Origin of the sequence: Hymenobacter ruricola (assembly GCF_015694525.1) — a bacterium.
GTDB lineage: Bacteria > Bacteroidota > Bacteroidia > Cytophagales > Hymenobacteraceae > Hymenobacter > Hymenobacter ruricola.
Window position 1 is genome coordinate 508,416 of record NZ_JADQDM010000002.1, and the last position, 22,744, is coordinate 531,159.

The following is a 22,744-nucleotide window of genomic DNA, read 5'->3' on the forward strand; positions in this document are numbered from 1 at the left end:
CTAAACGACCGTAGCGCCGGCATTTTGCGGCTGGGCCGGGCGGGGGCGGGCGCCGCAGGTGGCGCAAAAAGGCAGGTGGCTGAAGTTTTTGCTGCCGCAGTTGTAGCAATTGGAAAAAAGCTCCAACCCGCAATGCCGGCAAGAATCCGTCACCAATTTATAGGTGGCGTCGGCCGATGGCGGGAACTCCCACTTCTTCAGAATAAAATCCTTGCCGCAGGAAGGGCAAAAATGGTTTTCTAGCGCTTTTTCGGCCACTTCCAGCTGCACGTGCTTAGCTCGCTCCTGGCTGGAGGCCTGCAGCTCCTGCTGCTTGCGCTCCATGTAGGTCCGGAAGGTTTTGATGGCGTAGTAGCCCAGCCCAACCGACAGCGCCACGCCCACCGCCGAGCGCACGTAGCCGCCGTAGCTGGGCAAATACGGTACCAGGCCGAAGAAGAAAGCGTAGAGCGAAAACAGGGTAAACCCCATGTACAGCGGCCAAAACTTGTGCCGGCGGTAGCGGATGAAAAAGAAGATGCCCACGCCCAGCACCGGCCCCACGAACAGCAGCCGAATCAGGAACACCTTCAGGTCGTAGCCCTTCAGCGCGGCCTCGTACTTCTCCTCGGCCCGCCCATTTTCCTGCTCCAGCTGCAGCTGGAGTTGTTCCTGCTGGCGCGTTTTGGCATCAATGGCTGCTTGCCGGGCCGCCAGCTGCGCCCGCCACGCCTGCTCCACCTTGTAAAACTCATCGAGCCGGGTGGCGCGGCTCACCACTTCCGCGTCTTTGTCGGACGAGCCCAGGGTTTTCCGGGTTTTCACCCAGTTCTCAAACGACTGCTTTTCATTGGCGTAGTTCTGCTGGGCGGTGAGCATGGTACGTTCCACCACCGCGTTGCGGTCGCGCAGGCTTTGCACCTCGGCTTGCAGGCTGCTTTCGCGGCGCTGGAGGCCCGCCACGGCGTCGGCGTTCAGAAAGCTTTCGAGTTGCGGCCGGGCGGTGGCCGTGTCCAGGTCGCCGATGAGCTGATTGGACAGCAGAATCAGGAAAGCGCACAGAATGAGTGAAATGGCGTAGTACACCAAGCGCGAGGTGCGCTCCAGTTTCTTGCTGTTGAATTCCATGAGTCTGTTTTTCGTGGCGGCCGGCTAAGGCGCAGGCAATGCGTGGTTTTGCAATAGTAACCAGAACTGCCTAAGCACCCTCATTTCACCGTTTCGCCGAGCTTATCCCTTGCGTATTAACCATTACTCCTCCGCCAACGCCGACCCGTCCGCCTGCGAATCGGCCGCGCCCTGCGCTTCTAAGGCCGCCGCAGCTTTGGCCAGCTTCTTCTTGCGCCAGGGCGCGTCCTGCTCCCAGTCGCCGGCCATGATGCAGCCGTAGGGCCGGATTTCGTCGAGGACGGTGGCCAGCTTGAAATCGGTGATTTGCTGCTTCACGTCTTCGGCGTTTTTGTAGGCGCTGGGCAGCTCGGAAATGTCGATGCGGTTGAAGAAAAAACGCGCGTCGATGCCCTGCGTTTCTTCGGCGAACAGTTGCTCGTCGGTTTGGCCGATTTTGCTGTATTTGTGCCTGGTGCGGCTGAGGTTGCGGCCGGCGCCGTGCGGCGCGAAGCCCAGGTTGCTTTCGGTGGTGGCGCCTTCCACGATGAGGATGGGCTGGGCCATGTTCAGCGGAATGATGCGCGGGCCGGTGATGTCGGGCATAAACTTCGGGTCGAGCGGCGTGGCGCCTTTGGCGTGGTAAAACACGTCGCCGTCGCGGAACACGAAGTTGTGCTCATTCCAGCAGCGCTGCTGCACCGACGCTTGCAGCGCGGCGGCAATGGCGTCGTGCAGCACCAGGTGGTTTTGCTTGGTCCAGCGGCGCACGGTTTGCAGGGCGTTCCAGTAGTTCACGCCTTCCGGGGTTTCGCTCGGAATCCAGGCGTTGGCCGGGTCGGTTTCGGGCGAAAGCTCGCGCCGGAAAAACTCCGCCACTTTCATCCCGTGGCCGTAGAGCACGGCGCCCACGCCCCGCGAGCCGTGGTGCGTCACGAGCACCGTGTCGCCGGTGTTGCGCGACACGCCCACGTACAAAAAGTGGTTGCCGTCGCCCTGCGTGCCCAGGTGCTCGCGGGCCATTTTCAGGCTGCGCTCGGAGTTCAAAAACGGGTTGGCACGCATTTCGGCCTCAATTTCGGCCGGCAGGGCAAATTGCTTTTCGGGCTCGCGGCCGCCGGGGCCAAAGTGCGTTATCTGCTGCGCGGCATCGAGCACGGTTTTGGGGTCGGTTTTGCCCAGGTTGGTGAGCATCACCGAGCAGCAGATGTCGGCCGAGTGCATGCCGGGGTGAATGGCATTGCGCGCGGCCACCACCCCGCCCACCGGAATGGTGCCCAGCGGGCCGGCCGGGCAGGCATCGGGCATGATGGCCCCGGCCACCACCGTGGGCGTGCGCATGAGCCGCTGCATCGACTGCTTCACGTAGTCGATGTTGGCCTGCTCCACGGCCGTATCGGCGCGGATGTTTTCGTGGAAGGCCACCGGCTGGGCCAGCAGCGGCAGCTCCGGCGCCGGCTTCACGGTGTCGAGGTAGGCGTGCAGGGCGTCGCCGGTGAGGTCGTTGGAGTTGATGTGCTCCAAGGCGTCTTTAAACCATTTGCCGGGTTTCAAACCCAGTTCCAGCAAGTCTTTGCCCGTTACCATTGGTCGTTTGATTAAGAAATCAGGGCACGCAAGCCCCAATCGTTTTCATTAAATAGCAAGCGCATTTGCCCGCCGCCTAAAGTACTCCACGGCAGCCCACGAGCCGGCAATTACGCTTCCGGCTCGTAGTATTTGATGGAAGACTTACCCTTCAGTTCCTCGAAAATAAAGCAGTCGAATACAATTCGGGCCAGCATGCTTTTCACGTCCTGGATGGCGGCCACTTCACCGAATGGCACGAAAAGCAGCAGCTGGTCGCCCTGGTCATACGGCCGAAACCCCAGCCCGCGCAGGAACCGGACGTGGCGTTTTTGCAGGGTATATGCAGCGCGGTGCCGCCGCACCTCGGGCAGCATGATGAGCAGGGTTTTGCGGAGGCGTCGGAAAGTGAGCCGCAGCCGCTTCGGCCCGCTCAACTCCAGCGTGAAAGCGGCAATCCGGGCATCGAGCAGCCTGGCCAGGGCGTTGTGCAGGGTGGTGGCTGGCGGCGCGGTGTTTTCCGCCGGAACCCGCGCTACCAGGGCCGCCAGCTTTTTCTTTTCCGTGGCTATTCGCTCCCGATAATAGTCCAGAATTCGCCCGGTTTCGGCGGTGCTCAACTCCTCAAGCCCCTCGATGTGCTTAGAGGTGCTCAGCTTCTCAAGCCCCTCGATGTGACGCTTGGTCATTTCCTTCTCGCCGTGCAAAGGGTCTTGCAGAGTCATCAGTACTTGCAGCTTCCGTTGCACCCGCCACAGGCCTTTGGCCAGGCGGTTGGCGGTGCCGTACTCGCTTTCGGCCACGCATTCATCTACGGCGGCCGTCAGGGTGCGGCGCTCGGCTTCGTAGTGAGAAATAAGCCGTTTCAGCCTGACGCTCATGCTTGAAAGAATTGCCCGGAACCGGTGAAATGGCGGCCCAACGGCAAGTATAGGCATTAAATGGGGCTCTATTCCTGCGGCTCGACGTGAATGAGGACGTGGCTGAGCTGCGGCAGCTCCTGTTGCAGCCGGGCCTGCAGCTCGTGGGCTATTTCGTGGCCCCGGCGCACGCTGATGTCGCCGCTCACGGTGGCGTGCAGGTCGGTTTGGTAGGACATGCCGGCTTTGCGCACGAAGCATTTTTCAGTGCCTAGCACGCCGTCCACCGTCAGGGCCACGCGGCGGATGTCGGCCACGAGGTCGTCGTGCACGTTTTCGTCGAGGATTTCGCCGAGGGCGGGCCGGAAAATGCGGTAGCTGTTGTAGAAAATCAGCCCCGTAGCCAGCAGCGCGGCCCAGTCGTCGGCCGCCTCGTAGCCCGGGCCCATGAGCAGCGCGAACGAGATGCCCAGAAACGCGGCCACCGACGTGAGGGCGTCGCTGCGGTGGTGCCAGGCATCGGCTTTGAGCGCGGAACTGTTGGTTTGCTCGGCCTTCTTCATCACCGTGCGAAACGACCATTCTTTCCAGGCAATGATGCCGCCCAGCACGAGCAACGTCCAGGCTTTGGGCAAGGCGTGCGGCGTGCCGATGTTCTGAATGCTTTCGTAGGCAATTATCGTGGCCGAAGTCATCAGAAAGCCCACCACCAGAAACGTCACCAACGGCTCGATGCGGCCGTGGCCGTAGGGGTGGTTTTCGTCGGCCGGCCGGTTGGCGTACCTAATGCCCAGCAGCACCAGCAGCGACGAAAAGATGTCGGCCGTCGACTCAATGGCATCGGCCACCAGGGCGTAAGAGTTGCCGAAATACCCGGCCGCGCCTTTGAGCAGCGCCAGGGCGGTGTTGCCGGCAATGCCGAAATACGTGGCTCTGACGGCGGTTTCTTCGTTGGTCATGCGGGCACAAACGACGGGCAAACATCGGACAAAGAAGCGAGGGCCGGCGCGGCTTCCTTATTTCAGGTAATACGACCGCAGCAGCTGCATGGCTTCCTTTTCGTCGGCGGCGCACTCCCGGCAGAACGTGCCGACGCCGTTCACCGGGCCTTCGTATTTCCAGGCGAAGGTTTTGGGCGTGCCCTTGGCCGAGTCGGCCACCTTTAGCTGGCTACCGCTGGGAATGACGGTAAGCACGCGGTTGTCGGCCAGCCGGACGGCAAAGCTGGCGCCGTTGGCCATGCCCGTTTTGGGCAAATAGCTGCCTTTTATTTCGTTGCGGTCTTTGCCCCGGGCGTAATAAATACCCCCGCGCTTGCCGTCGTTCACCCAGAAACTCAGTTCCTCGTACTGGTCCGTGCCCGGTTTGCCGGCGGCGTAGGAGGCCACTTTCATTTGGGCGTGCGCGGCGTTTCCGCTCAGGAGGGCCAGGGCCAAAGCGGCGGCTTGCGCAAGGATGGTCGGGTGGTTTTGCATGGGAAAGGGTTTAGCAGGGAGCTTGGTGAAGCTTACTAAATCGGGCGGCGAAAAGTTGCTGCGGGGTTCCGGGCCCCGGCCGGCTCGCTGCTGGCCGCCACCAGCAGCTGCCGGATGGCCGCCACGTGCGCCAGCAGCACCAGCGGCACCACCACGGCCGGCAGCCAGTTGAACGGGAAGTGCAAAATGGCCACGTTTGGCTGCTCAAAACCAAACCGTTGGAAGACGCTTGGAGCCGAAAGCAAAGCATTGACCACGATATTGAGCAGCAAGGCCAGGCCGAGAAAATTCCAGACCAGCAGCCACCCGCGGCTCAGCACTTTCCTGTGGAATAGGAAGTAATACATGACGGGCGCCGTCAGACCGGACAGAATGTCCCAGTTGCGACCCGCAAACGTCATGAGTTCGGGCACTGCCCGGTGCACAAACAGGCCATACAGCACCAGCTCGACGGGAATCCGGACGACGTGCAGCAAGGTCAGTTGGGCTAGGTCGAGGCGGTCGAGGTAGCGCCGGCCGCGCGCCGTGGCCAACAACAACCCAATCAGCAGCACGGGCGGCCCCACCAACCCCAGCGCGTGCGGCGGCCGGGTGGTGGTGACGGCGTAAAAACCGCTCAGGGCCACGGCGCCTTGCAGCGCCAGCCACCCCAGCAGCAGGCCCAGCGTGGGCCGCGAATAGCGGGCGGCCCTAACGAAGAGGACAACGGTCAGCAAGGCGATAATTCCGAAAGCAACGCCGAGGGCGGCAGGTACGTGTTCCATGGTTTGGGCTTGATGATGACCCTGCAAAGGAACCCCTGGCAACCAGCGAAACCACTTGCCAAATGGCAGGAAATCAGTCGTGCGCCGGGCCCTTGCCACCGGCCCTGATTCGGCTCAGGGAGGTATCCGTCACGCCCAGGTAGGTGGCGATGTGCTTCAGCGGAGCGTGCCGTAGCACTTCGGGCGAGCTTTTGAGCAACTGCTCGTAGCGCTCGGTGGCCGAAGCGGTAATCATGGCCAGCATCCGGCTTTTGAGGGCCGCAAAGCCCTGCACCAGCACCGAGCGGCCGAACTCCCGAAACTCGGGCCGGGCGTGAAACAGGGCATTGAGCTGCGCGAAGGTGATGCACCAGCCCGTGCAGTCGGTCAGGGCCTGCAGGTTTTCCTGCGAGGGCGTGCGGGTGAAAAACGACGACACCTCGAACACGACCTGCCCGCTGGGGTAGAAGGCCGTGGTGACGTCGTTGCCATCAGGGTCGGTGGCGAAGGCCCGCAGCAGGCCGTAATCGAGAAAAAAATACTCGTCGCTCACTCGGCCTTCGCGGAGCAGGAACTCGTGGCGGGCGACGGCTTTGGGGCTGAACTGCGCGGCAATTTCCACGGCCTGTGCCGTGTTGATGAGGCCGCGGCTTTGCAGGAACAGAACGAGCTTATCGGGCGAATGTTGGGCGATGGACGGTGGCGGCATGGGGCTAAAAGTACCAGCTGGCGCGCCAATTGCCGTCGGCGCCGCGTCCGCAACTCGCCCAGCCGGCGGGCCGTCCTTTCCGCGCCGTTTGCCCTGAACTTTCCCGTTCGGCCGTTACTTTATAGCCCCGGCGGGTTTGGCCTGCCGCCAACATTCATGCTGAAACAACTGCTTCTCACCGCGGCCCTGCTGCTCACGCTCACCGCCGCCGGCCCTTCGTCCTACAGCTTCCGCATCGCCAAGCTGCACTACGGCGGGGGCGGCGACTGGTACGCCAACAAAACCTCGCTGCCCAACCTCATCAGCTTCTGCAACCAGGCGCTGAAAACCAACATCGCGCCCGACGAAGCCTCCGTGGAACTCGACGCCCCCGAGCTCCTCACCTACCCCTTCGTGCACATGACCGGGCACGGCAACGTGAGCTTCACCGCCGCCGAGGCCCGGAACCTGCGCCGCTACCTCACCGGCGGCGGTTTTCTGCACATCGACGACAACTACGGGCTCGATAAATTCATCCGGCCCGAGATGAAGAAAGTATTTCCCGAGCTGGAATTCGTGGAGTTGCCCTACTCTCACCCGATTTATCATCAGAAATACCAATTTCCCAAGGGGCTGCCCAAAGTGCACGAGCACGACGGCAAGCGCGCCCAGGGCTTTGGGCTGGTGTACAAAGGCCGCCTGGTGTGCTTCTACAGCTACGAATGCGACCTCGGCAACGGCTGGGAAGACGTGGGCACCTACCCCGAAGACTCGCCCGCTACCCACGAAGCCGCCCTGCGCATGGGCGCCAACCTCGTGGCCTACGCCCTGACGCAGGACTGATTCCGCGGCGGCTGCCACGGGCGGCTTACTCGTATTTGCGGGTAAAAATTTCGCTCAAAATGAAGGCGGCCCGTACGCTTTCGGGCCGACGCAGCATTTCGCGCACCACGTCGGTGGTGGCAGGGGGTGTTGGCTCGGATTTTAGCTGCAGGGGCCGTTGCCTGTCAGCCCTTGTCAGGCCGGAGGAGCGCTTGGCCGGTGGCGCGGGGGCGTTGTGCGGGCGGGCCGTAGTGGGTGCTTCCAGGGAGCGTTGCGGCACCGAAGTGCGCTCCTGCGAGCGAGTCGGGCGGGCCACTTCGTGCGGCATGGGGCGGCCGCCCAGCGTACGGGGCGCCGCCGGTCGGGGCACATCAGGCACCACCACGGGCCGGCCGGTGTCGGGCTCGGCGGCGTTGCGGGCCTGCATTTGCCGCAGCATTTCCTGGAAGGTGGCCGTGGGCAGGGCCGGGCTGGAGGCCTGAGGGCGGCGCGGGCGTTCCTGCGTTTCGCGGGCGGTGGTTTCCTGGGCCTTTTTTATCAGCCGAAACACAAAGGCGCCGAGCGCGAAGAGAATCCAGAGGAGTGTGGCCAGCTTTTCCATGGCCAAAAGGTACGGGCCCGCGCCCGATTCCGCACGCGCCTAGCGCACGCCCTTCTCGGGGAAGCGGCCCGTCACGTTGCGGTAGAAGGCCTTGATTTTGGCTTCGTCGGCTTCGTAGTCGCCGGTGGGCCACACGGCCTCGCCGATGCCGGCTTCCTTCTTCTTATAGTCCAGATAGCCCAGCCGAATAGGCACCTGGGCACCTAGGGCCGCGAAATAGTAGCCCTTGCGCCAGCGCGGCTGGTAGGCGCGCGTGCCCTCCGGGGTGATGAGGATGACGAGTTCGTCGTGCTCGTTAAACAGCTTTACCATGCCGTCGACGAGGCTGTTGTTGCGGCTGCGGTCCACGGCCAGCCCGCCAATGGCCTTCACCAGCCAGCCGAGGGCCCAGTTATCGGTCCACTCCTTTTTCACGGTGAAGCGCACGGGCACGCCCATCAGGTAGAAGGCCGCGCGGGCCAGAATGATGTCCCAGTTGCTGGTGTGCGGCGCCGCAATCATCATGCTCTTCCGGATGTCCGGGTTATGTATCTCGCCCAGGTGCCAGCCCGCTACTTTAAAAACGAGCGTGGCCATGGTGTACCAGAAAGGGGATTTTTCGCGGGGAGTCATGCAGGGCAACGTAGTGGTAAGAGATGCCGACGGGCCAGAAAACACAATAATCCGCCAAGCGTTGGGGTACAAAGATGGGCAGCCGGCCCGAATGCTGCGCCACCCGCGCCGCTACAGCAGCGCCGCCAGCGCCCCCGCCTGCGCCAGTGTGTAGCGGTAGCCGATGTCGAACAGTTCGGCGCCGCTTTTGTAGCTCAGGGGGCGGTAGTGGCGCAGGTCGGGCGGTTCCAGCAGCAGGTCGCATTGCGCTTTGCGGCTGGTGGTGTTGGCGTTGATGGCCAGGTGCAGGGTCCGCTCGATGAGCCGGCGGAAGTTGGGAATGCGCGCCTCGGAGTTGATGGGGTTGCAGTTGACGCCCACCACGCGCAGGTCGGCCTGGCCCAGCAGCGGCTCCACGGGCAGGTTGTTGAGCAGGCCGCCGTCCACCAGTTGCCGCCCCTGGTACTCCACCGGCCGGTACACTATCGGCACGGCCGACGAAGCCAGCAGTGGCGGCAGCAAGGGCCCCGAATTGAAATACACCGACTCGCCGGCCATCAAATCAGTGGCCACCAACGTCACGGGCATCCGCAAATCCTCGAAGGCGGCCGTGGTGCCCAGGTGCCGGGCCAGTAGCTGCGCCACGGCATCTAGGTGCAGCAGGCCAAACCGGCTGAAGGCCGGCCGCGTCAGCCGCACCACGTTGGTTTCCTGGAGCAGCCGCAGTATTTCCCGGGGCGGAAAGCCGGCGGCGTAAAACACGGCCGCAATGGCCCCCGAACTCACGCCCGCCAGCTGCGCCACCGGCAGTTGCAATTCTTCCAAAGCCGCCAACACCCCCAAATGCGCAATGCCGCGCGCCCCGCCCCCGGACAAAGCCAAACCCAGTTGGGCCATTTCGTTCTTTGTTGTTAATGAAAAGAAACCGCTGAGCAACCAGCACCCCTTGTTTCTACCGATACGCAAAACCGGTCCTCAACAACTATTTGGCTGCCTACAAATCCGCCAGCCGCAGGGTTTCGGCCAGGCGCACGCCTTTGTCGGTGTGCTGCACGGTGCAGGCTTCGTGGGTGGGGTCGTGCTCCAGCAGCAGCACCCAGTTTTCGTCGGCGGCGCGGCGCAGCATGGCTTCTTTTTCGGTCATGGTCACCAGCGGGCGCATGTCGTAGCTCATCACGTAGGGCAGCGGAACGTGGCCCACGCTGGGCAGCAAATCAGCCATGAAGGCCAGCGTGCGCCCCTTGTACTCCATCACTGGCACCATCATCTTTTCGGTGTGCCCGTCGGCCATGATGATTTCGCGGAATTGCGGCAGTGCATCCGGCACGCCCGCGCTCAGGTCCACAAATTTCAAGTGCCCGCTTTCCTGAATGGGCAGAATGTTCTCCCGCAGGAAGCTGGCCTTTTCGCGCGGGTTGGGCGCCACGGCCCAGTTCCAGTGCGCCTCGTTGCTCCAGTAGGTGGCATTGGGAAAGGCCAGTTGCAAGGCGCCGTCGGGCCGGCGCTGCACCGAGCCGCCGCAGTGGTCGAAGTGCAGATGCGTCAGGAACACGTCGGTGATGTCGGCGCTGCTAAAGCCCAGCTTGCGCAGGGACTTCTCCAGCGTGTCGTCGCCATGTAAGTAAAAGTGCCCCCGAAACTTCTCGTCCTGTTTCTCCCCGATGCCGTTGTCAATCAGCAGCAGGCGGCCACCGTCTTCAATCAGCAGGCAGCGCATGGCCCAGGTGCACATGTTGTTGGCATCGGCCGGATTCAGCTTCTGCCACATGCTTTTGGGCACCACGCCAAACATGGCGCCGCCATCAAGTTTGAAGAGGCCGGTATCGAGGGTATGGATGGTCATGCTTTTTAGGGTATGAGGGTGGGAAGACATGGGGTAAGCAGGGCTCAGCAGCAAAAAGAACGTCATGCCGAGCGCAGCGCAGCATCTTGCCCGCCCTCACTAACTCAATCGTAGAAATTAGTCACGGCGGGCAAGATGCTTCGCTGCGCTCTGCATAACGTTCCAAGTGGTCGTTCCTGAGAAAATCCTACTCCACCACCACACCCATCGCCGAGAACTTATCAATGCGCTGCGAAATGCGCTCCTCGGCCGGGATGGCGGCCAGTTCCTTCAGCGTCTTGAGCAGCGTGGCTTTTAGGGTGTCAATCATTTGCTCGGGGGCGGTGTGGGCGCCGCCCAGGGGTTCTTTCACAATGCCGTCGACCAGGCCGGCCTTCTGCATGTCGGTGGCCGTGAGCTTAAGGGCTTCGGCGGCCTGCTCCTTATAGTCCCAGGAGCGCCACAGGATGCTGCTGCACGACTCCGGCGAAATCACCGAGTACCACGTGTTTTCCAGCATCAGCACCCGGTCGCCAATGGCGATGCCCAGGGCGCCGCCACTGGCCCCTTCACCGATGATGACGCACACCACCGGCACCTTCAGCATGAACATCTCCTTGAGGTTGCGGGCAATGGCCTCGCCCTGCCCCCGTTCTTCCGCTTCCAATCCGGGAAAGGCGCCGGGCGTGTCGATGAGCGTCACCACGGGCACGTTGAATTTCTCGGCCAGCTTCATCAGGCGCAGGGCCTTGCGGTAGCCCTCGGGGTTGGGCATGCCGAAGTTGCGGAACTGGCGCTGCTTGGTGTTGTGGCCCTTCTGCTGGCCGATGAACATGACCGTTTGGCCGTTAATCTCGCCGAAGCCGCCCACCATGGCCTTGTCGTCGCCCACGGTGCGGTCGCCGTGCAGCTCCACAAACTTCTCGGCCATGCCCTCAATGTAGTCGAGGGTGTAAGGCCGGTCGGGGTGGCGCGAGAGTTGCACGCGCTGCCAGCGGGTGAGGTTGGCGTAGGTTTCTTTCTTGAGGTCTTTGATGCGCTTTTCCAGCGCCGCCACGGCGGCGCCTACTTCCACGTCGCTGTCGGCAGCGAGCTTTTGCATTTCGAGGAGCTTGCCTTCGAGGGCAGCAATGGGTTGTTCAAAGTCGAGGAGCATGTGGCGCGAAGAGAATTGCGGGGAGTGGGAAGGCGAAAATAGCGGGCGGCGGGGTCCGGACGGGGCACGAACCCGCGACCTCCGCCCCCACCGGCCGCCACGAAAGCGGGGGGCAAAGGTAAAACATCCACCGTTGGGGCCGGGACGAAAAATTAATCCCCTTGAAAAACAACCCTCAAGCTCGCCAAGCCTGCCTTTTCGCAAAAAAACTTGGGCCCTGGCTTGCAGGCCGCAATTTTTCTCCCCTACCTTTGCAGCACCAAAACGGAAAACAGTCGCGTTTTCTGTCCGGCAAACGGTTTGGTAGTTCAGTTGGTTAGAATGCCGCCCTGTCACGGCGGAGGTCGCGGGTTCGAGTCCCGTCCAGACCGCTACCGTTTGCATAAAGGCCATTTCCAGCAAGGAAATGGCCTTTTTTTATTGCCCAGATAGAAAAGGGTGGCAGTCAAGCATTAGTTCGTGACATACTTGGCGACCATGCTAGGGAAAATTTTAAAGGTTCGGGCAATGAATCCGTTTGTTTTGCCCTCCCCCTTCTAACGTCCGGGCTGCTCTATAATGGCGGCTGATTTGGTCGGCGCACCAAGCTTGACGCCCGCGGCCTTCTTCCGGGCCAAAGCCAGCTTGGTATTTTCCGAAATCTTCACCAAGTCCTGAGCGGCGAGGGTGGACACGAGCGAAATCACCACGTCGCGGAAGGGGCCGGGCGTATCGAACCAGGGCTTGGAATACGACTTAGAGCCGGCCTTATAATCATCGAGCTTTTTCAGCTGCTCCAGCGTGGCCAGCGTCCCCTCGCGGCTGAAGCGGTCAAGTTTCCAGAACAACACCAGGCCGAAGCGCTTCTGGTATGCCTCCAGCATCAGTTCCTTGAATCCGCGGCGCTTGGAACTCTTGCCCGACTCGTCATCTTGGAATACCTTGTACAAGGTACCCACCTGAGCAGCGTGGTCCCGGAGCAGGTGCAACTGGTTCTACGCGTCCTGGCCTTTGTCGCGCGGTGACACGCGGGCACAAATGGCGACTCTCATGTCCGAATTTACCATCCAAAAAAGGCATCAAAAAACGACCCGGAAAACCTGCGTTTCCGGGCCGTTTGCGCGGCCGTCGAAAGGCTCCAGAAAACGAGCGTTTTTTTGGAGAGCTTGGAGTTTACGAAACTCATCACCCTCGTGCGTTTCTTAAACTTTGATTCGTAAACGAGTTTCTTAAACTTCGCCAGTGCCGTGGCGGCCAGCTAGCCACTTTTTGCCGAGGTGCTGGAGTGGTTTGATAAGCCGAGGTTTCATCCAGACAGTCTTCTGCTAGGGTAAACGGAGCAAAAACCAGAAGTGCTGGCCCGTGGTATGGTCGATTACTTCCACCCGGCTGCCGTTTTGAACCGGCTTGGACGGGTAGTCTGTGCTGCCGTATTCATACAAGGTCTGCTCCTGCGAAGCTACGTATTGCCGAATTGGTTGAACAGTGTGGCTAAACCGCTCGCGTACGCGGCCGCGTGGGGAGTACACCACCGGGGCGCAGTTGCCCCGCTTGGCGAGCGCCGCAGTTGTCGGTCGGGTCCACGCCACAACTAGGATGCCCCCGCTGGTGCAAGTTGCAATTGGCGTTTGTACCAGTGCACCGTGCGCCCCTTTTGCTCGTCTAGGGAGTTTATCCCGGTTACTCGTTCCTGGCAGGAGTCGTAATTCACGAGCGTTCAGCGAAGCGGCTTGGCTACCGAAATTATAGTCTGGATATACTTTTACATTTCGGCAAGCTGCTGATTCACTTATTGCACTTATATGACAATTTCTACCCTTATCCGCCTAGCTGGCTGCTTTCGCAGTCTCAGTGCACTTACGGTCCTGGTGCTGGTGATGGCACTCGTGGATACGCCCCTTGCCCTGGGCCGGCCCCAAGCCCCGTCTTCCCTAACCGACGCTTTGAACCCGGACGGAACTCTGCGGCCCGGCCTTGGCGGCTCGTTCGATGCCAAGGGCTACCACTTGTGCACCGCGCCGGATGGCCGCCCTGTGTTTCGGCCGGCCGGCACCCGGGGCGCCGGCGACGAGAAATGGCAGGACGGATTTGATTTCCCTGGGGCCAACGGTCCGGTTTGGGCGGTGGTCTTCAACGGCGCGGATATGTACATCGGCGGCGATTTTTCTGTGGTGGGCAACGCGACGGCCAGCAACGTGGCCAAGTGGAACGGCACGACGTGGAGCGCCCTGGGCAGCGGCGTCAACAACCGCGTGAACGCCCTGGCCGTGGATGGGAACGGCAACGTGTACGCCGGCGGCGACTTCACCCAGGCGGGCGGCGCGGCGGCCAGCCGCGTAGCCAAATGGAACGGCACCGCGTGGAGCCCGCTGGGCACGGGCATGAGCGGTTCGGTGACGGCCCTGGCGGCCCAGGGCACAACCGTCTATGCCGGCGGAGTCATTGCCCAATCCGGCGCTCTGACAACCAGTGCCGTAGCCCAATGGAATGGTACTGCCTGGCAGGCCTTGGGCACCGACATCAATGGCCCGGTGTTGGCGCTGGCCGTGCTGGGCGCCGACGTGTACGTGGGCGGCGCTTTTACTACTGCGGGGGGCGTGGCCGCCAGCAATGTGGCCCGCTGGAGCGGCAGTACCTGGGGCTCCCTGGGCCAAGGCACCAACAATAGGGTGTACGCGCTGGCGGTGAGCGGCGCCGACCTCTACGTGGGTGGGGCCTTCACCTCGGCCGGCACCACCGCGGCCCACTACGTGGCCAAGTGGAGCGGCGGGGCGTGGGCTACGCTGGGCCTGGGCACCGATTATGCCGTCTCGTCCCTGGCTGCTTCCGGTTCGGACTTGTACGTGGGCGGCGGCTTTCTGACTGCCGGCACCACCCCGGCCAGGTACGTGGCCAAGTGGAACGGCAGCGCCTGGAGCAGCCTGGGCAGCGGCGCCGACGACCCGGTGAACGTGGTGGCGGCGTCCGGCACCACGGTGTACGTGGCCGTTAGAGGCCCTAACAACACCGCCACGAGCCTGGTCACGAACATCGCCCGGTGGAACGGCACGACGTGGCGGGCCGTGTCCGAGGGGCTCAACGGCTGGGTAACGTCGGTGGCCCTGGTGGGCACCGACGTGTACGTGGCCGGCTTCTTTTACGACGTCGGCCACGTGGCCGGCACCTGCGCCATTGCCAAATGGAACGGCCGCACCTGGAGCAGCGTGGGCGGTGGCGCCGACCCCTACGGCTACGTATGGGCGCTGGCCGTGTCGGGCACCACCGTGTACGCCGGCGGGGTCTTCACGAGCATGGGCGGGGTGCCCACCCGCAACGTGGCCCGGTGGAACGGCACGGCATGGAGCGCCGTGGGCGGCGGGTTGTCGGGCGAGGTGCGCGCGTTGGCTGTGTCCGGCACCGACCTGTACGCCGGCGCCAACGGGGTGCTGAAATGGAACGGAGCCACGTGGACCACCTTGGGCCAAGTGCCCAACAGCTACGTGTTTGCCCTGGCCGTGCAGGGCGGCAACGTGTACGCCGGCGGGCAATTCGAATACATCGGCTCCCTAGTCGTCAACGGGGTGGCTCGTTGGAACGGCAGCGCCTGGAGCGCCTTGGGCACGGGCGTCGACGGCCCGGTGAACGCCCTGACCTTCTCCGGCTCCGATTTGTACGTAGGCGGCAACTTCCGAACGGCCGGCGGAATTACCACCCGGAGCATTGCGGTATGGAGTGGCACCTCGTGGCGGGCCTTTGGCACGGGAGGACCAGGGTTTGACAGCTCCGTTTCGGCCATTGCGGTGCAGGGAACCAACGTGTACGTGGGCGGGGCATTCTTCTCGGCCGATGGAATGCCGGCTTACCGCATCGCGGCGTGGAATGGCGCGGCGTGGAGCAGCCTGGGCACCGGGCTCGATGCCGCCGTGCAGGCCCTGGCCGTGACAACCACCGGAGACGTGGTGGCGGGCGGTATTTTCCGCGCCGTAAACGACGGGTCCAAGGTGAGTTCGAGCTTTGGCATCTACCGGCCCAACTTCGTGGTGAGCAGTGCCACCGGCGCTTCCGCGCGCAACGCGCTGACGCTGTACCCGAACCCGGCGGGCGGCGAAACCACCCTGACGCTGGCGCAGGAGCCGCAGCCCCGCCTGGCGCAGGTGCTCGACGGGCTCGGCAAGGTGGTTCGCGTGCAGCGCGTGCCCGGCAATGCGTCGTCGGTGTCGCTCCACCTCACGGGCCTGCCCGCCGGCGCCTACACCGTGCGTTGCGGAACCGCCTCGACGCGTTTAATTATCAATTAAACCAGCGCATTGCGAAGCGCCCCTTCACCTAACTTGCTGCCCTTATGCGCCCACCTCTCCACTCGTTTGCGCCGGCCCTAGCTGGCTGGCTGTTCCTCCTTCTAGTTGCCGGCCTCGGCTCAACGCCCGCCCAGGCCCAGGCCCCGCCCTACACGTGGGCCGCCGGCGTGGGCACCACCACCCTCGGGCAAGTTGGCACGGTGGACCGCCACGACTGCGATGTCGTCGCCATTGCCACCACCGCGGGCGGGCAAACCTACGTGACCGGCAGCTTTAAACGGTCCGTGGAGTTTGGCGCCACCACCCTGACCAGCGCCGGCGACCAGGACATTTTTCTGGCCAAGCTCGACGCCGCCGGGCAGCCCCTCTGGGCCGTGCGCGCCGGGGACCGGGGCGATGACGCGGGCTTCACCGTGACCGTGGACCCGGCCGGCAACGTGTACGTGGCGGGGTACTTCCGGTATTCGGCCACGTTCGGCTCTTTCACGCTCAGCAGCGCCAGCACCTTCGGAAGTTTTATCGCCAAATATGACCCCCAAGGCGTGTGCCTCTGGGCGACGGCCGTCCCGCAAGCGGCTAACATCGGGGCCCTGGCAGTGGACGCCGCCGACAACTTAGTGGTTGGGGGCACCCTGGTGGGTGGCACGGTTCAGTTTGGGGCCATCACCGTGCAGGGGGTGCCCCAGGTTGAAAATGCATTTGTGGCCAAACGGAGCGCGCAGGGGGCGTGGCTGTGGGCCGTCCGCACCGGGAACCGTAGCGGCCGATTGGCGCAGGATGCGGCCGGCAACGTGTATTGCACCGGCAATTTTGGCGCGACGAATGCGTTCGGAAGCTTCACCCTCACGGCCAACGGCTTGCAGGACGGCTACATTGGCAAGCTGGACCCGGCGGGCAATTGGCTCTGGGTGCGCAGCGCGGGCGGGCCCGGCTATGACTACGCCGCCGGCGTGGGCGTGGACTACGACGGCAACGTGTTGGTTGCCGGGGGGTACGGCCAGCCTTCCGCCACTTTCGGTTCCATCACCATTCCCAACCGGGGCAACGGCAATTTTGATGGGTACGTGGTCAAACTCGACCCCAACGGCAACTACCTCTGGGCGCAGGGAATCGGCGGTACCGATAACGACGTGACCAGTGATTTGGTCGTTGATGACGACGGCAGTGCCTACGTGGTGGGGGAGTATCAAGACTACGGCATCGGGGCCACATTCGGCAGCATCCTGATGCCCAACCTGGGGCGGCGGTTTGGCCAATTCTTCGTGACCAAGCTGAGCCCCACCGGGGCCTTCAACTGGGTGGCGACCACCAGCAGCGGCACCTACGACGAGTTTGGTCAGGCCTTGGCCCTGGACCACCGGGGCGGGGTCTACGCGGCGGGTTATTACACCGGGCCCAGCATCGGGTTCGGCGGCACCACGCAGGTGGGCAACCCCGGCGCCCACACCGGATTTCTGGTCAAGATTGGCGACAGCCCCCTCCCCATCGTGGCGGGCTTATCGCCGGCGCAAGGGGCGGCCGGCACCCCCGTTGTCGTTCGCGGGGCGCGTTTGGCTGGCGCCACGGCGGTGTATTTCAATGGCGTCCCCGCAGCTTCGTTCACGGTGACTTCACCCACCACGCTCACCGCCGTCGCGCCACCTGGGGTCACGACAGGTCCCGTGAGCGTGCAAACGGCATCCGGTGCGGGTCCCGCAGGCTTGGTTTTTCAAGTGGGCATGGCGACGAGTGCCGTTGCCACCAGCACGTCCGGGCAAGGGTTCTGGCCAAATCCCGTTCCGGTCGGGGGGCGGTTGCAGTTGGGGGGCTACGGTGCCGGAAGGCCCTGTTTCCCGGCGCAGGCGACGCTGTACACGCTGTTGGGGCAACGACAGGCGACCTGCCCTGTTTCCCTCACTGGGGAAGTAGCCGTGGGAGGAGTGCCCCCGGGAAGTTACGTTTTGGTGGTGGGCACGCCCGGTCACCCGGTGTCCCGGTACCCGCTACGGGTGCAATAAAGCGCCGATTCCTGTGAGGAGACGGCGCCTTTCCGCAGTCAAAACACTTGGACAAGCCACTAGCACCAGCAAAGCCATGCGCCGCGCTGTTTATTAAAACGGTAGCTGCACCTGCTTGCGCTCGTCCGTCGCGCGCCGGGGCCCTGCCTGTCGAGCACCCGTGTCCTCACCGTCAGTGTCACCCCGATGGTCATGCCGGGGTACACGGGCTTGGTGAAGCGGCACTCGTCGGGGCCGTAGTTGAGCAGCACGGGGCCTTTGCGCGGGTCCACGAACATACCGGCGGCCTCGCTCAGGATACAGTAGCCGTGAGCCACGCGCTCAGTGAAGAGCGTGCCCTCCAGCGAGGTGGCGTCGACGTGGGCGTGGAAATTGTCGCCCAACACTGGGCAAAGGCCGTGATGCCAGCCTCCGTATCAGGCCTGGAAGGCAAAGCCGGGCTACGCCGACGAATCAGCTGTATAAATTTAGAAATCGACGCGTTATCCTCGGCTTACGATTCAGCTTTTCCGTATTACTGCCTCAGCCTTCACCAAAACTGACCGTATGCGCTACTGCCTGCTGCTGCCCCTGGCCCTTCTGCTGGGGTGCGCCTCCACCGACCGGCCCGCCACCGAAGCCCCCAACGTGCCCCCGGCCCTCACCATGAACCGCGCCTTCGACGTGCCGGCCCTGCTGGGCATGAACGCCGACCAGATTGCCCAGCCCCTCACCGGCCAAAGCATCCGGCCCGACCACGACCGCACGCCCCGCGTGGGGCCCTCCGGCGCCACCGAAGCCCTCTACACCTACTGGCGCGACACGACGGCGCTGGAAGTGAGCTACAACCCCGAAACGCTGCGCGTCAACAGCTTTTTTGTCACCACCAAGTCCGGGCACACGGCCAGCTACGAAACCCTGCTCAAGCTGGCCAACGTGAGCCGCTTCGACAAGCGAATGAGCATCGAGCCCATAGCTTCGGTGAGCAACCCGCAGCAATTCACGGGCGTGAAGCTGACGCCGCAGCAGGCCTCGGCTGAGGCGTCGCAATAATTTGTAAAAAGTCGATGAACGGGATAGAGACGCAAAATACTGCGTCTCTATCCTTTTTTATCACTTCCTACGAAAAAGGCCGCTCCATTGGGAGCGGCCTTTATTCTTTAATCCAGTAGAGCGCCTAAGCGGCGATGTGCAGCCACTCTTTCTTTTCGAGCAGGCGCTCGCGGGTTTCGCGCAGGTCGGGGTCGTCCACGCAGCAGTCAACGGGGCACACGGCGGCGCACTGGGGCTCTTCGTGGAAGCCCACGCACTCGGTGCATTTATCCGATACGATGTAGTAGTATTCGTCGGAAACCGGGGTTTGCGGGGCCGTGCCCGACACCACGGCGCCGTCGGCGGTGGTCACTTCTTTCAGGGTGGTGCCATCGGCCCAGCGCCACTGGGCGCCGCCTTCGTAAATGGCGTTGTTGGGGCATTCCGGCTCGCAGGCACCGCAGTTGATGCACTCGTCGGTTATCATGATGGCCATGGGGCGTCGGGGGTCAAAGTTGTGGGAGGAAACCAAAGCAATTCGCGCAGGCTTTACGTAAAAAAGCGGGCCCGCGCCGGGCTTCGGCGGCACAAAATTAGCCTACGCCGGCCGGGTTTGTATGGTTTGACCCAATTTTGCCGACAATTCTCCCGCCCGCGTGCCGCATCGGCCCGCCGGGCCATCCCTTTTGCATGAACCACTCCGAACGACTGGCCGCTTTTGTGGCCCTGGGCCAGCGCCTGGCCGCCCTCTCCCCCGACGAGCTCACGACCCTGGCCGCCCGCGCCCGCAACCAAAACGCCTGGTTCGACACCCCCAACGTGACGGCCGCCTTCGCCGGCCTCGCTCATATGCTGGCCGAAGAGCCCCTGCGCCGCTGGGCCGGCCGCTACCCGCCCGAGCCCACCGCCGTGCGAAAAATCGGCGTGGTGATGGCCGGCAACATCCCCATGGTGGGCTTCCACGACCTGCTCTGCGTGCTCATCAGCGGCCACGTGCTGCTGGCCAAGCTCAGCGCCGACGATACCGTGCTGATGATGTGGCTGCTGGAAGAGCTGACCCGCATCGAGCCGCGCTTCACGGGGTTCATCCAGGTGCTGCCGCGCCTCAATGCCGCCGACGCCTTCATCGCGACCGGCTCCGACAATACGGCGCGCTACTTCGAGTATTATTTCGGCAAGAAGCCCCACATCATTCGCCGCAACCGCACCAGCGTGGCCGTGCTCACGGGGCAGGAAACCAGCGAGGAACTGGCCAGACTCGGCCCCGACATCTTCCAGTACTATGGCCTGGGCTGCCGCAACGTGAGCAAGCTCTTCGTGCCCAAGGATTACAGCTTCGTGCCCCTGCTCGATGCCCTGCAACCCTACGAGGGCGTGCTGCACCATCACAAATACAACAACAACTACGACTACAACAAGAGCATCCTGCTGGTAAACCGCGTGCCGCACTTCGACAGCGGCTTTTTCCTCATTCGGGCCGGTGAGGGGCTGGTTTCGCCCATTTCCATGGTGTTCTATTCTGAATACACCAGCGAAATCGACCTCGTGGACCAGCTCACCGACATCGCCGCCCAAACGCAGTGCGTGGTGTCGGCCGGCGCCCGGTTTGCGGGCAGCCACCCGTTTGGGCAGGCCCAATCCCCGCCCGTGGACGAGTACGCCGACCGCGTGGACACCATGGAATTCCTGGCCGAGCTCCTCTGAAACAAGGATTTCGGCCGATTTTTCGGATTGCACGCATTTTGGGGGCACCTACCAAACCGGCTCCCGGCCAGTGCTTCATCAACAGAAAGGCCACCCGCTTGGGTGGCCTTTCTGGCTAATGCCCTTTTCACCCGTGCAACCTGAGCTTACACGGTGGCGAGTTCGTCAAACCGGTCTGCGAGTTGCCCGAACGGGTGTGCAACTTCGTCAACCGAGTTTGCGAGTCACCCGAACGGGTGTGCGAGGTCGCCAAATGGGTATGCGACCTTGTCAAACGAGTGTGCGACTTCGTCAAACGGGTGTGCGAGTTCGACGACACGGCCTGCGACGCCAGTTTACACGCCTGCTAGCCCACGGCAACCGCCGGGCCTCACACCAGGCGTTGCAGGGTTTGCTCAATCATAGCATCGACCACGGCGCCGGCGTTTTCGGCGAACTCGCCGGTGGCGCGGTTGGCCACGATGGCGTTTAGGGAAAGCACTTCGTGGTTCAGCAGGCGGCCCAGCGAGTAGTAGCCGGCCGTTTCCATCTCGAAGTTGCTGAGGCGGAACTCGCCCTCGGCGCTTTGGTGACGGAAGTTTTGCAGGCGCGCAATGTAGTCCGGAATGCGCAACTCGATGCGCAGGCTGCGGCCCTGCGGACCGTAGAAACCGGGGCAGGTGAGCGTGTTGCCCATCACCATGCCGGCGCCCAGCTGCTCGCGCAGCAGGTCGGAGCCGCGCACCACGTAGGGCGCGTAGGGCAGGCCGAGGGACTTTTGCAGCTCGGTGGCCACTTCGGTTTCCAGCCCGGTTTCCATCAAGGGGTAAAACTGGGCCAGGCTGTCGAGGCCCACGGCGTGCTCGGTGGCCAGTATGGCGCCGAGGGGCACGTCGGCCTGCAGGCTGCCGCTGGTGCCCAGCCGGATGATGCGCAGGCTCATGCGCTCCTCCTGGGGCCGCACCGTGCGCGACACAAAGTCGATGTTGACCAGCGCGTCGAGCTCGTTCATCACGATGTCGATGTTGTCGGTGCCCATGCCGGTGCTGAGCACCGTGATGCGCTTGCCGCGGTAGTAGCCCACGTGGGTCACGAACTCGCGGTGCGCGGTTTCAAACTCCACCGAGTCGAAATGCCGGCTCACCTGGGCCACCCGGCCGGGGTCGCCCACGGTGAGGATGGTGTCAGAAATGTGGTCGGGCAGCAAGTTGAGGTGGTAAATGCTGCCGTCGGGGTTCAGGATGAGTTCGGAGGAGGGAATCATATTTTTAATGAGGAATGAAGAATGAAGTCGTCTGTCATCCTGAGCGCAGCGAAGGACCTTATCAAGCAGAAACAAGTCGTTCAAACGTGAGAAGGTCCTTCGCTGCGCTCAGGATGACAGACGCCTAGGCGATTAAGCCTATGACTTGGCGTAGGACGCAAGGCCTTGCGCAGGGTTGTAGTGGTTGCTGAGCTTGGGGTAGGAGCCGGTGCCGTCGTAAGCGCGCTTGTCGGGGTGGGCAGCGCAGGCTTCGGAGCAGGCGCCCTGCAGCTGTTCGCCACAGGCTTCGCACAGGGGCAGGTGGGCGTTGCAGTGCGGGTTGGCGCAGTTGATGAGGCGGTTGCTGGGCTGCTGGCAGTGCTGGCAGCGCGAAATCACGGTGGGGTTCACGCGGTTCACGTCCACGGCCACGCGGTTGTCGAACACGTAGCACTGGCCGTCGAAATCCTCGCCCCCGGCCTCAATGCCGTACTTGATGATGCCGCCGTGCAGCTGGTACACGTTTTCGAAACCCTGCTCCAGCAGGTAGGCGCTGGCTTTTTCGCACTTCACGCCGCCGGTGCAGTACGTCAGAATTTTCTTGTCTTTGAACTCCTTGAGGCGCTCCACGCGCTCCGGGAAGTCGCGGAAATTCTCGATGTCCAGGGTCACCGCGTTTTTGAAGCGGCCCAGGTTGTACTCGTAGTCTGAGCGCACGTCGACCACCACCACGTCGTCGCGGTCCTTCAGCGCCTTGAATTCTTCGGGCGAGAGGTGCTGGCCGGTTTTCTCGTGGGGCCGCACGTGGCGCAGGCTGCTGTGCACTATTTCGGGCTTCACGCGCACGTGCAGCTTCTGAAACGTGTGGGCCGCCACGTCGTCAACTTTAAATTCCAACGCGGCGAAGCGTGGGTCGGCTTTCACGGCGGCCATGTAGCGGGCGCAGCTTTCGCGCGTGCCCGACACCGTGCCGTTCAGCCCCTCCGCCGCCACGATGATGCGCCCGCGCAGGTCCAACTCCAGGCACAGGCGGTGGTGTTCTTCCCGAAATTGCTCCGGGTTTTCGAGGGGCGTATAGCAGTAATAAAGAAGAACCTGATACATTTTTAATTATGAATTATAAATTATGAATCATGAATTACTT

The 22,744-nt window shown here is 62.9% G+C and carries 22 protein-coding genes and 1 tRNA gene; 6 read left to right on the forward strand and 17 right to left on the reverse strand.

All coding sequences use genetic code 11. The features are described from left to right. The 7 genes from I2H31_RS06250 to I2H31_RS06280 form a co-directional block, all read right to left on the reverse strand. On the reverse strand, positions 1-1,107 hold the full coding sequence (locus I2H31_RS06250; RefSeq protein WP_196292139.1) for a hypothetical protein: 1,107 nt from the start codon (positions 1,105-1,107) through the stop codon (positions 1-3). Positions 1,108-1,230: 123 nt separating this feature from the next. Continuing rightward, complete coding sequence (locus tag I2H31_RS06255; RefSeq protein ID WP_196292140.1) at positions 1,231-2,673, reverse strand: RtcB family protein; 1,443 nt, start codon at positions 2,671-2,673, stop codon at positions 1,231-1,233. A 110-nt stretch (positions 2,674-2,783) separates the two neighbouring features. Further along, positions 2,784-3,533, reverse strand: a complete 750-nt coding sequence (locus I2H31_RS06260) for a hypothetical protein (protein ID WP_196292141.1) — start codon at positions 3,531-3,533, stop codon at positions 2,784-2,786. A gap of 68 nt (positions 3,534-3,601) precedes the next feature. Next, positions 3,602-4,471 (reverse strand): cation diffusion facilitator family transporter, encoded by an 870-nt coding sequence (locus I2H31_RS06265; protein WP_196292142.1) that lies wholly within the window; start codon positions 4,469-4,471, stop codon positions 3,602-3,604. A 57-nt stretch (positions 4,472-4,528) separates the two neighbouring features. Further along, the gene (locus tag I2H31_RS06270; protein ID WP_196292143.1) at positions 4,529-4,987 is read right to left on the reverse strand and encodes a hypothetical protein; all 459 of its coding nucleotides are present in this window, start codon (positions 4,985-4,987) and stop codon (positions 4,529-4,531) included. A gap of 35 nt (positions 4,988-5,022) precedes the next feature. After that, positions 5,023-5,751: a hypothetical protein gene (locus I2H31_RS06275; protein ID WP_196292144.1), complete on the reverse strand. Its 729-nt coding sequence runs from the start codon at positions 5,749-5,751 to the stop codon at positions 5,023-5,025. Between the two features lie 73 nt (positions 5,752-5,824). After that, on the reverse strand, positions 5,825-6,439 hold the full coding sequence (locus I2H31_RS06280) for a Crp/Fnr family transcriptional regulator (protein ID WP_196292145.1): 615 nt from the start codon (positions 6,437-6,439) through the stop codon (positions 5,825-5,827). A 156-nt stretch (positions 6,440-6,595) separates the two neighbouring features. Here I2H31_RS06280 and I2H31_RS06285 point away from each other — a divergent pair, with 156 nt between their 5' ends. Further along, on the forward strand, positions 6,596-7,261 hold the full coding sequence (locus I2H31_RS06285; RefSeq protein WP_196292146.1) for a DUF4159 domain-containing protein: 666 nt from the start codon (positions 6,596-6,598) through the stop codon (positions 7,259-7,261). A 25-nt stretch (positions 7,262-7,286) separates the two neighbouring features. Here I2H31_RS06285 and I2H31_RS06290 read toward each other — a convergent pair whose 3' ends face one another. The 5 genes from I2H31_RS06290 to I2H31_RS06310 all read right to left on the reverse strand — a co-directional run bounded on the left by I2H31_RS06290 (position 7,287) and on the right by I2H31_RS06310 (position 11,410). Beyond that, positions 7,287-7,841, reverse strand: a complete 555-nt coding sequence (locus I2H31_RS06290) for a hypothetical protein (protein WP_196292147.1) — start codon at positions 7,839-7,841, stop codon at positions 7,287-7,289. A 39-nt stretch (positions 7,842-7,880) separates the two neighbouring features. Then, on the reverse strand, positions 7,881-8,453 hold the full coding sequence (locus I2H31_RS06295) for a 1-acyl-sn-glycerol-3-phosphate acyltransferase (RefSeq protein ID WP_230687504.1): 573 nt from the start codon (positions 8,451-8,453) through the stop codon (positions 7,881-7,883). Positions 8,454-8,564: 111 nt separating this feature from the next. Further along, positions 8,565-9,329, reverse strand: a complete 765-nt coding sequence (locus I2H31_RS06300; RefSeq protein WP_196292148.1) for a patatin-like phospholipase family protein — start codon at positions 9,327-9,329, stop codon at positions 8,565-8,567. Between the two features lie 97 nt (positions 9,330-9,426). Continuing rightward, positions 9,427-10,275: an MBL fold metallo-hydrolase gene (locus I2H31_RS06305; protein ID WP_196292149.1), complete on the reverse strand. Its 849-nt coding sequence runs from the start codon at positions 10,273-10,275 to the stop codon at positions 9,427-9,429. Between the two features lie 187 nt (positions 10,276-10,462). Beyond that, positions 10,463-11,410, reverse strand: coding sequence for an acetyl-CoA carboxylase carboxyltransferase subunit alpha (locus I2H31_RS06310; protein ID WP_196292150.1), 948 nt, complete (start codon positions 11,408-11,410; stop codon positions 10,463-10,465). Positions 11,411-11,707: 297 nt separating this feature from the next. Between I2H31_RS06310 and I2H31_RS06315 the strand changes: the two genes are divergently transcribed. Beyond that, positions 11,708-11,781 (forward strand) — tRNA-Asp (locus I2H31_RS06315). Positions 11,782-11,946: 165 nt separating this feature from the next. Here I2H31_RS06315 and I2H31_RS06320 read toward each other — a convergent pair. Next, complete coding sequence (locus I2H31_RS06320) at positions 11,947-12,378, reverse strand: recombinase family protein (RefSeq protein ID WP_262895759.1); 432 nt, start codon at positions 12,376-12,378, stop codon at positions 11,947-11,949. A 954-nt stretch (positions 12,379-13,332) separates the two neighbouring features. Between I2H31_RS06320 and I2H31_RS06325 the strand changes: the two genes are divergently transcribed. Next, a complete protein-coding gene (locus I2H31_RS06325) occupies positions 13,333-15,666 on the forward strand; it encodes a T9SS type A sorting domain-containing protein (RefSeq protein WP_196292152.1) in 2,334 nt (777 codons plus the stop codon). A gap of 44 nt (positions 15,667-15,710) precedes the next feature. After that, positions 15,711-17,663: an IPT/TIG domain-containing protein gene (locus tag I2H31_RS06330; RefSeq protein WP_196292153.1), complete on the forward strand. Its 1,953-nt coding sequence runs from the start codon at positions 15,711-15,713 to the stop codon at positions 17,661-17,663. A 59-nt stretch (positions 17,664-17,722) separates the two neighbouring features. On the opposite strand, the gene I2H31_RS06335 is transcribed toward I2H31_RS06330, so the two are convergent. Continuing rightward, positions 17,723-18,046, reverse strand: coding sequence for a MaoC/PaaZ C-terminal domain-containing protein (locus I2H31_RS06335; protein ID WP_230687506.1), 324 nt, complete (start codon positions 18,044-18,046; stop codon positions 17,723-17,725). A gap of 163 nt (positions 18,047-18,209) precedes the next feature. Between I2H31_RS06335 and I2H31_RS06340 the strand changes: the two genes are divergently transcribed. Further along, positions 18,210-18,695 carry a hypothetical protein gene (locus I2H31_RS06340; RefSeq protein WP_196292155.1) on the forward strand — a complete coding sequence of 162 codons (486 nt, stop codon included), beginning with the start codon at positions 18,210-18,212 and terminating at the stop codon, positions 18,693-18,695. A gap of 124 nt (positions 18,696-18,819) precedes the next feature. On the opposite strand, the gene I2H31_RS06345 is transcribed toward I2H31_RS06340, so the two are convergent. After that, positions 18,820-19,170, reverse strand: coding sequence for a 4Fe-4S dicluster domain-containing protein (locus tag I2H31_RS06345; protein WP_196292156.1), 351 nt, complete (start codon positions 19,168-19,170; stop codon positions 18,820-18,822). Between the two features lie 194 nt (positions 19,171-19,364). Between I2H31_RS06345 and I2H31_RS06350 the strand changes: the two genes are divergently transcribed. Beyond that, complete coding sequence (locus I2H31_RS06350; RefSeq protein ID WP_196292157.1) at positions 19,365-20,378, forward strand: acyl-CoA reductase; 1,014 nt, start codon at positions 19,365-19,367, stop codon at positions 20,376-20,378. A 370-nt stretch (positions 20,379-20,748) separates the two neighbouring features. Here I2H31_RS06350 and I2H31_RS06355 read toward each other — a convergent pair whose 3' ends face one another. Continuing rightward, positions 20,749-21,621, reverse strand: a complete 873-nt coding sequence (locus I2H31_RS06355; protein ID WP_196292158.1) for a nucleoside phosphorylase — start codon at positions 21,619-21,621, stop codon at positions 20,749-20,751. A gap of 138 nt (positions 21,622-21,759) precedes the next feature. Further along, positions 21,760-22,704 (reverse strand): oxygen-dependent tRNA uridine(34) hydroxylase TrhO, encoded by a 945-nt coding sequence (gene trhO / locus I2H31_RS06360; protein WP_196292159.1) that lies wholly within the window; start codon positions 22,702-22,704, stop codon positions 21,760-21,762. Positions 22,705-22,744: the final 40 nt, after the last annotated feature.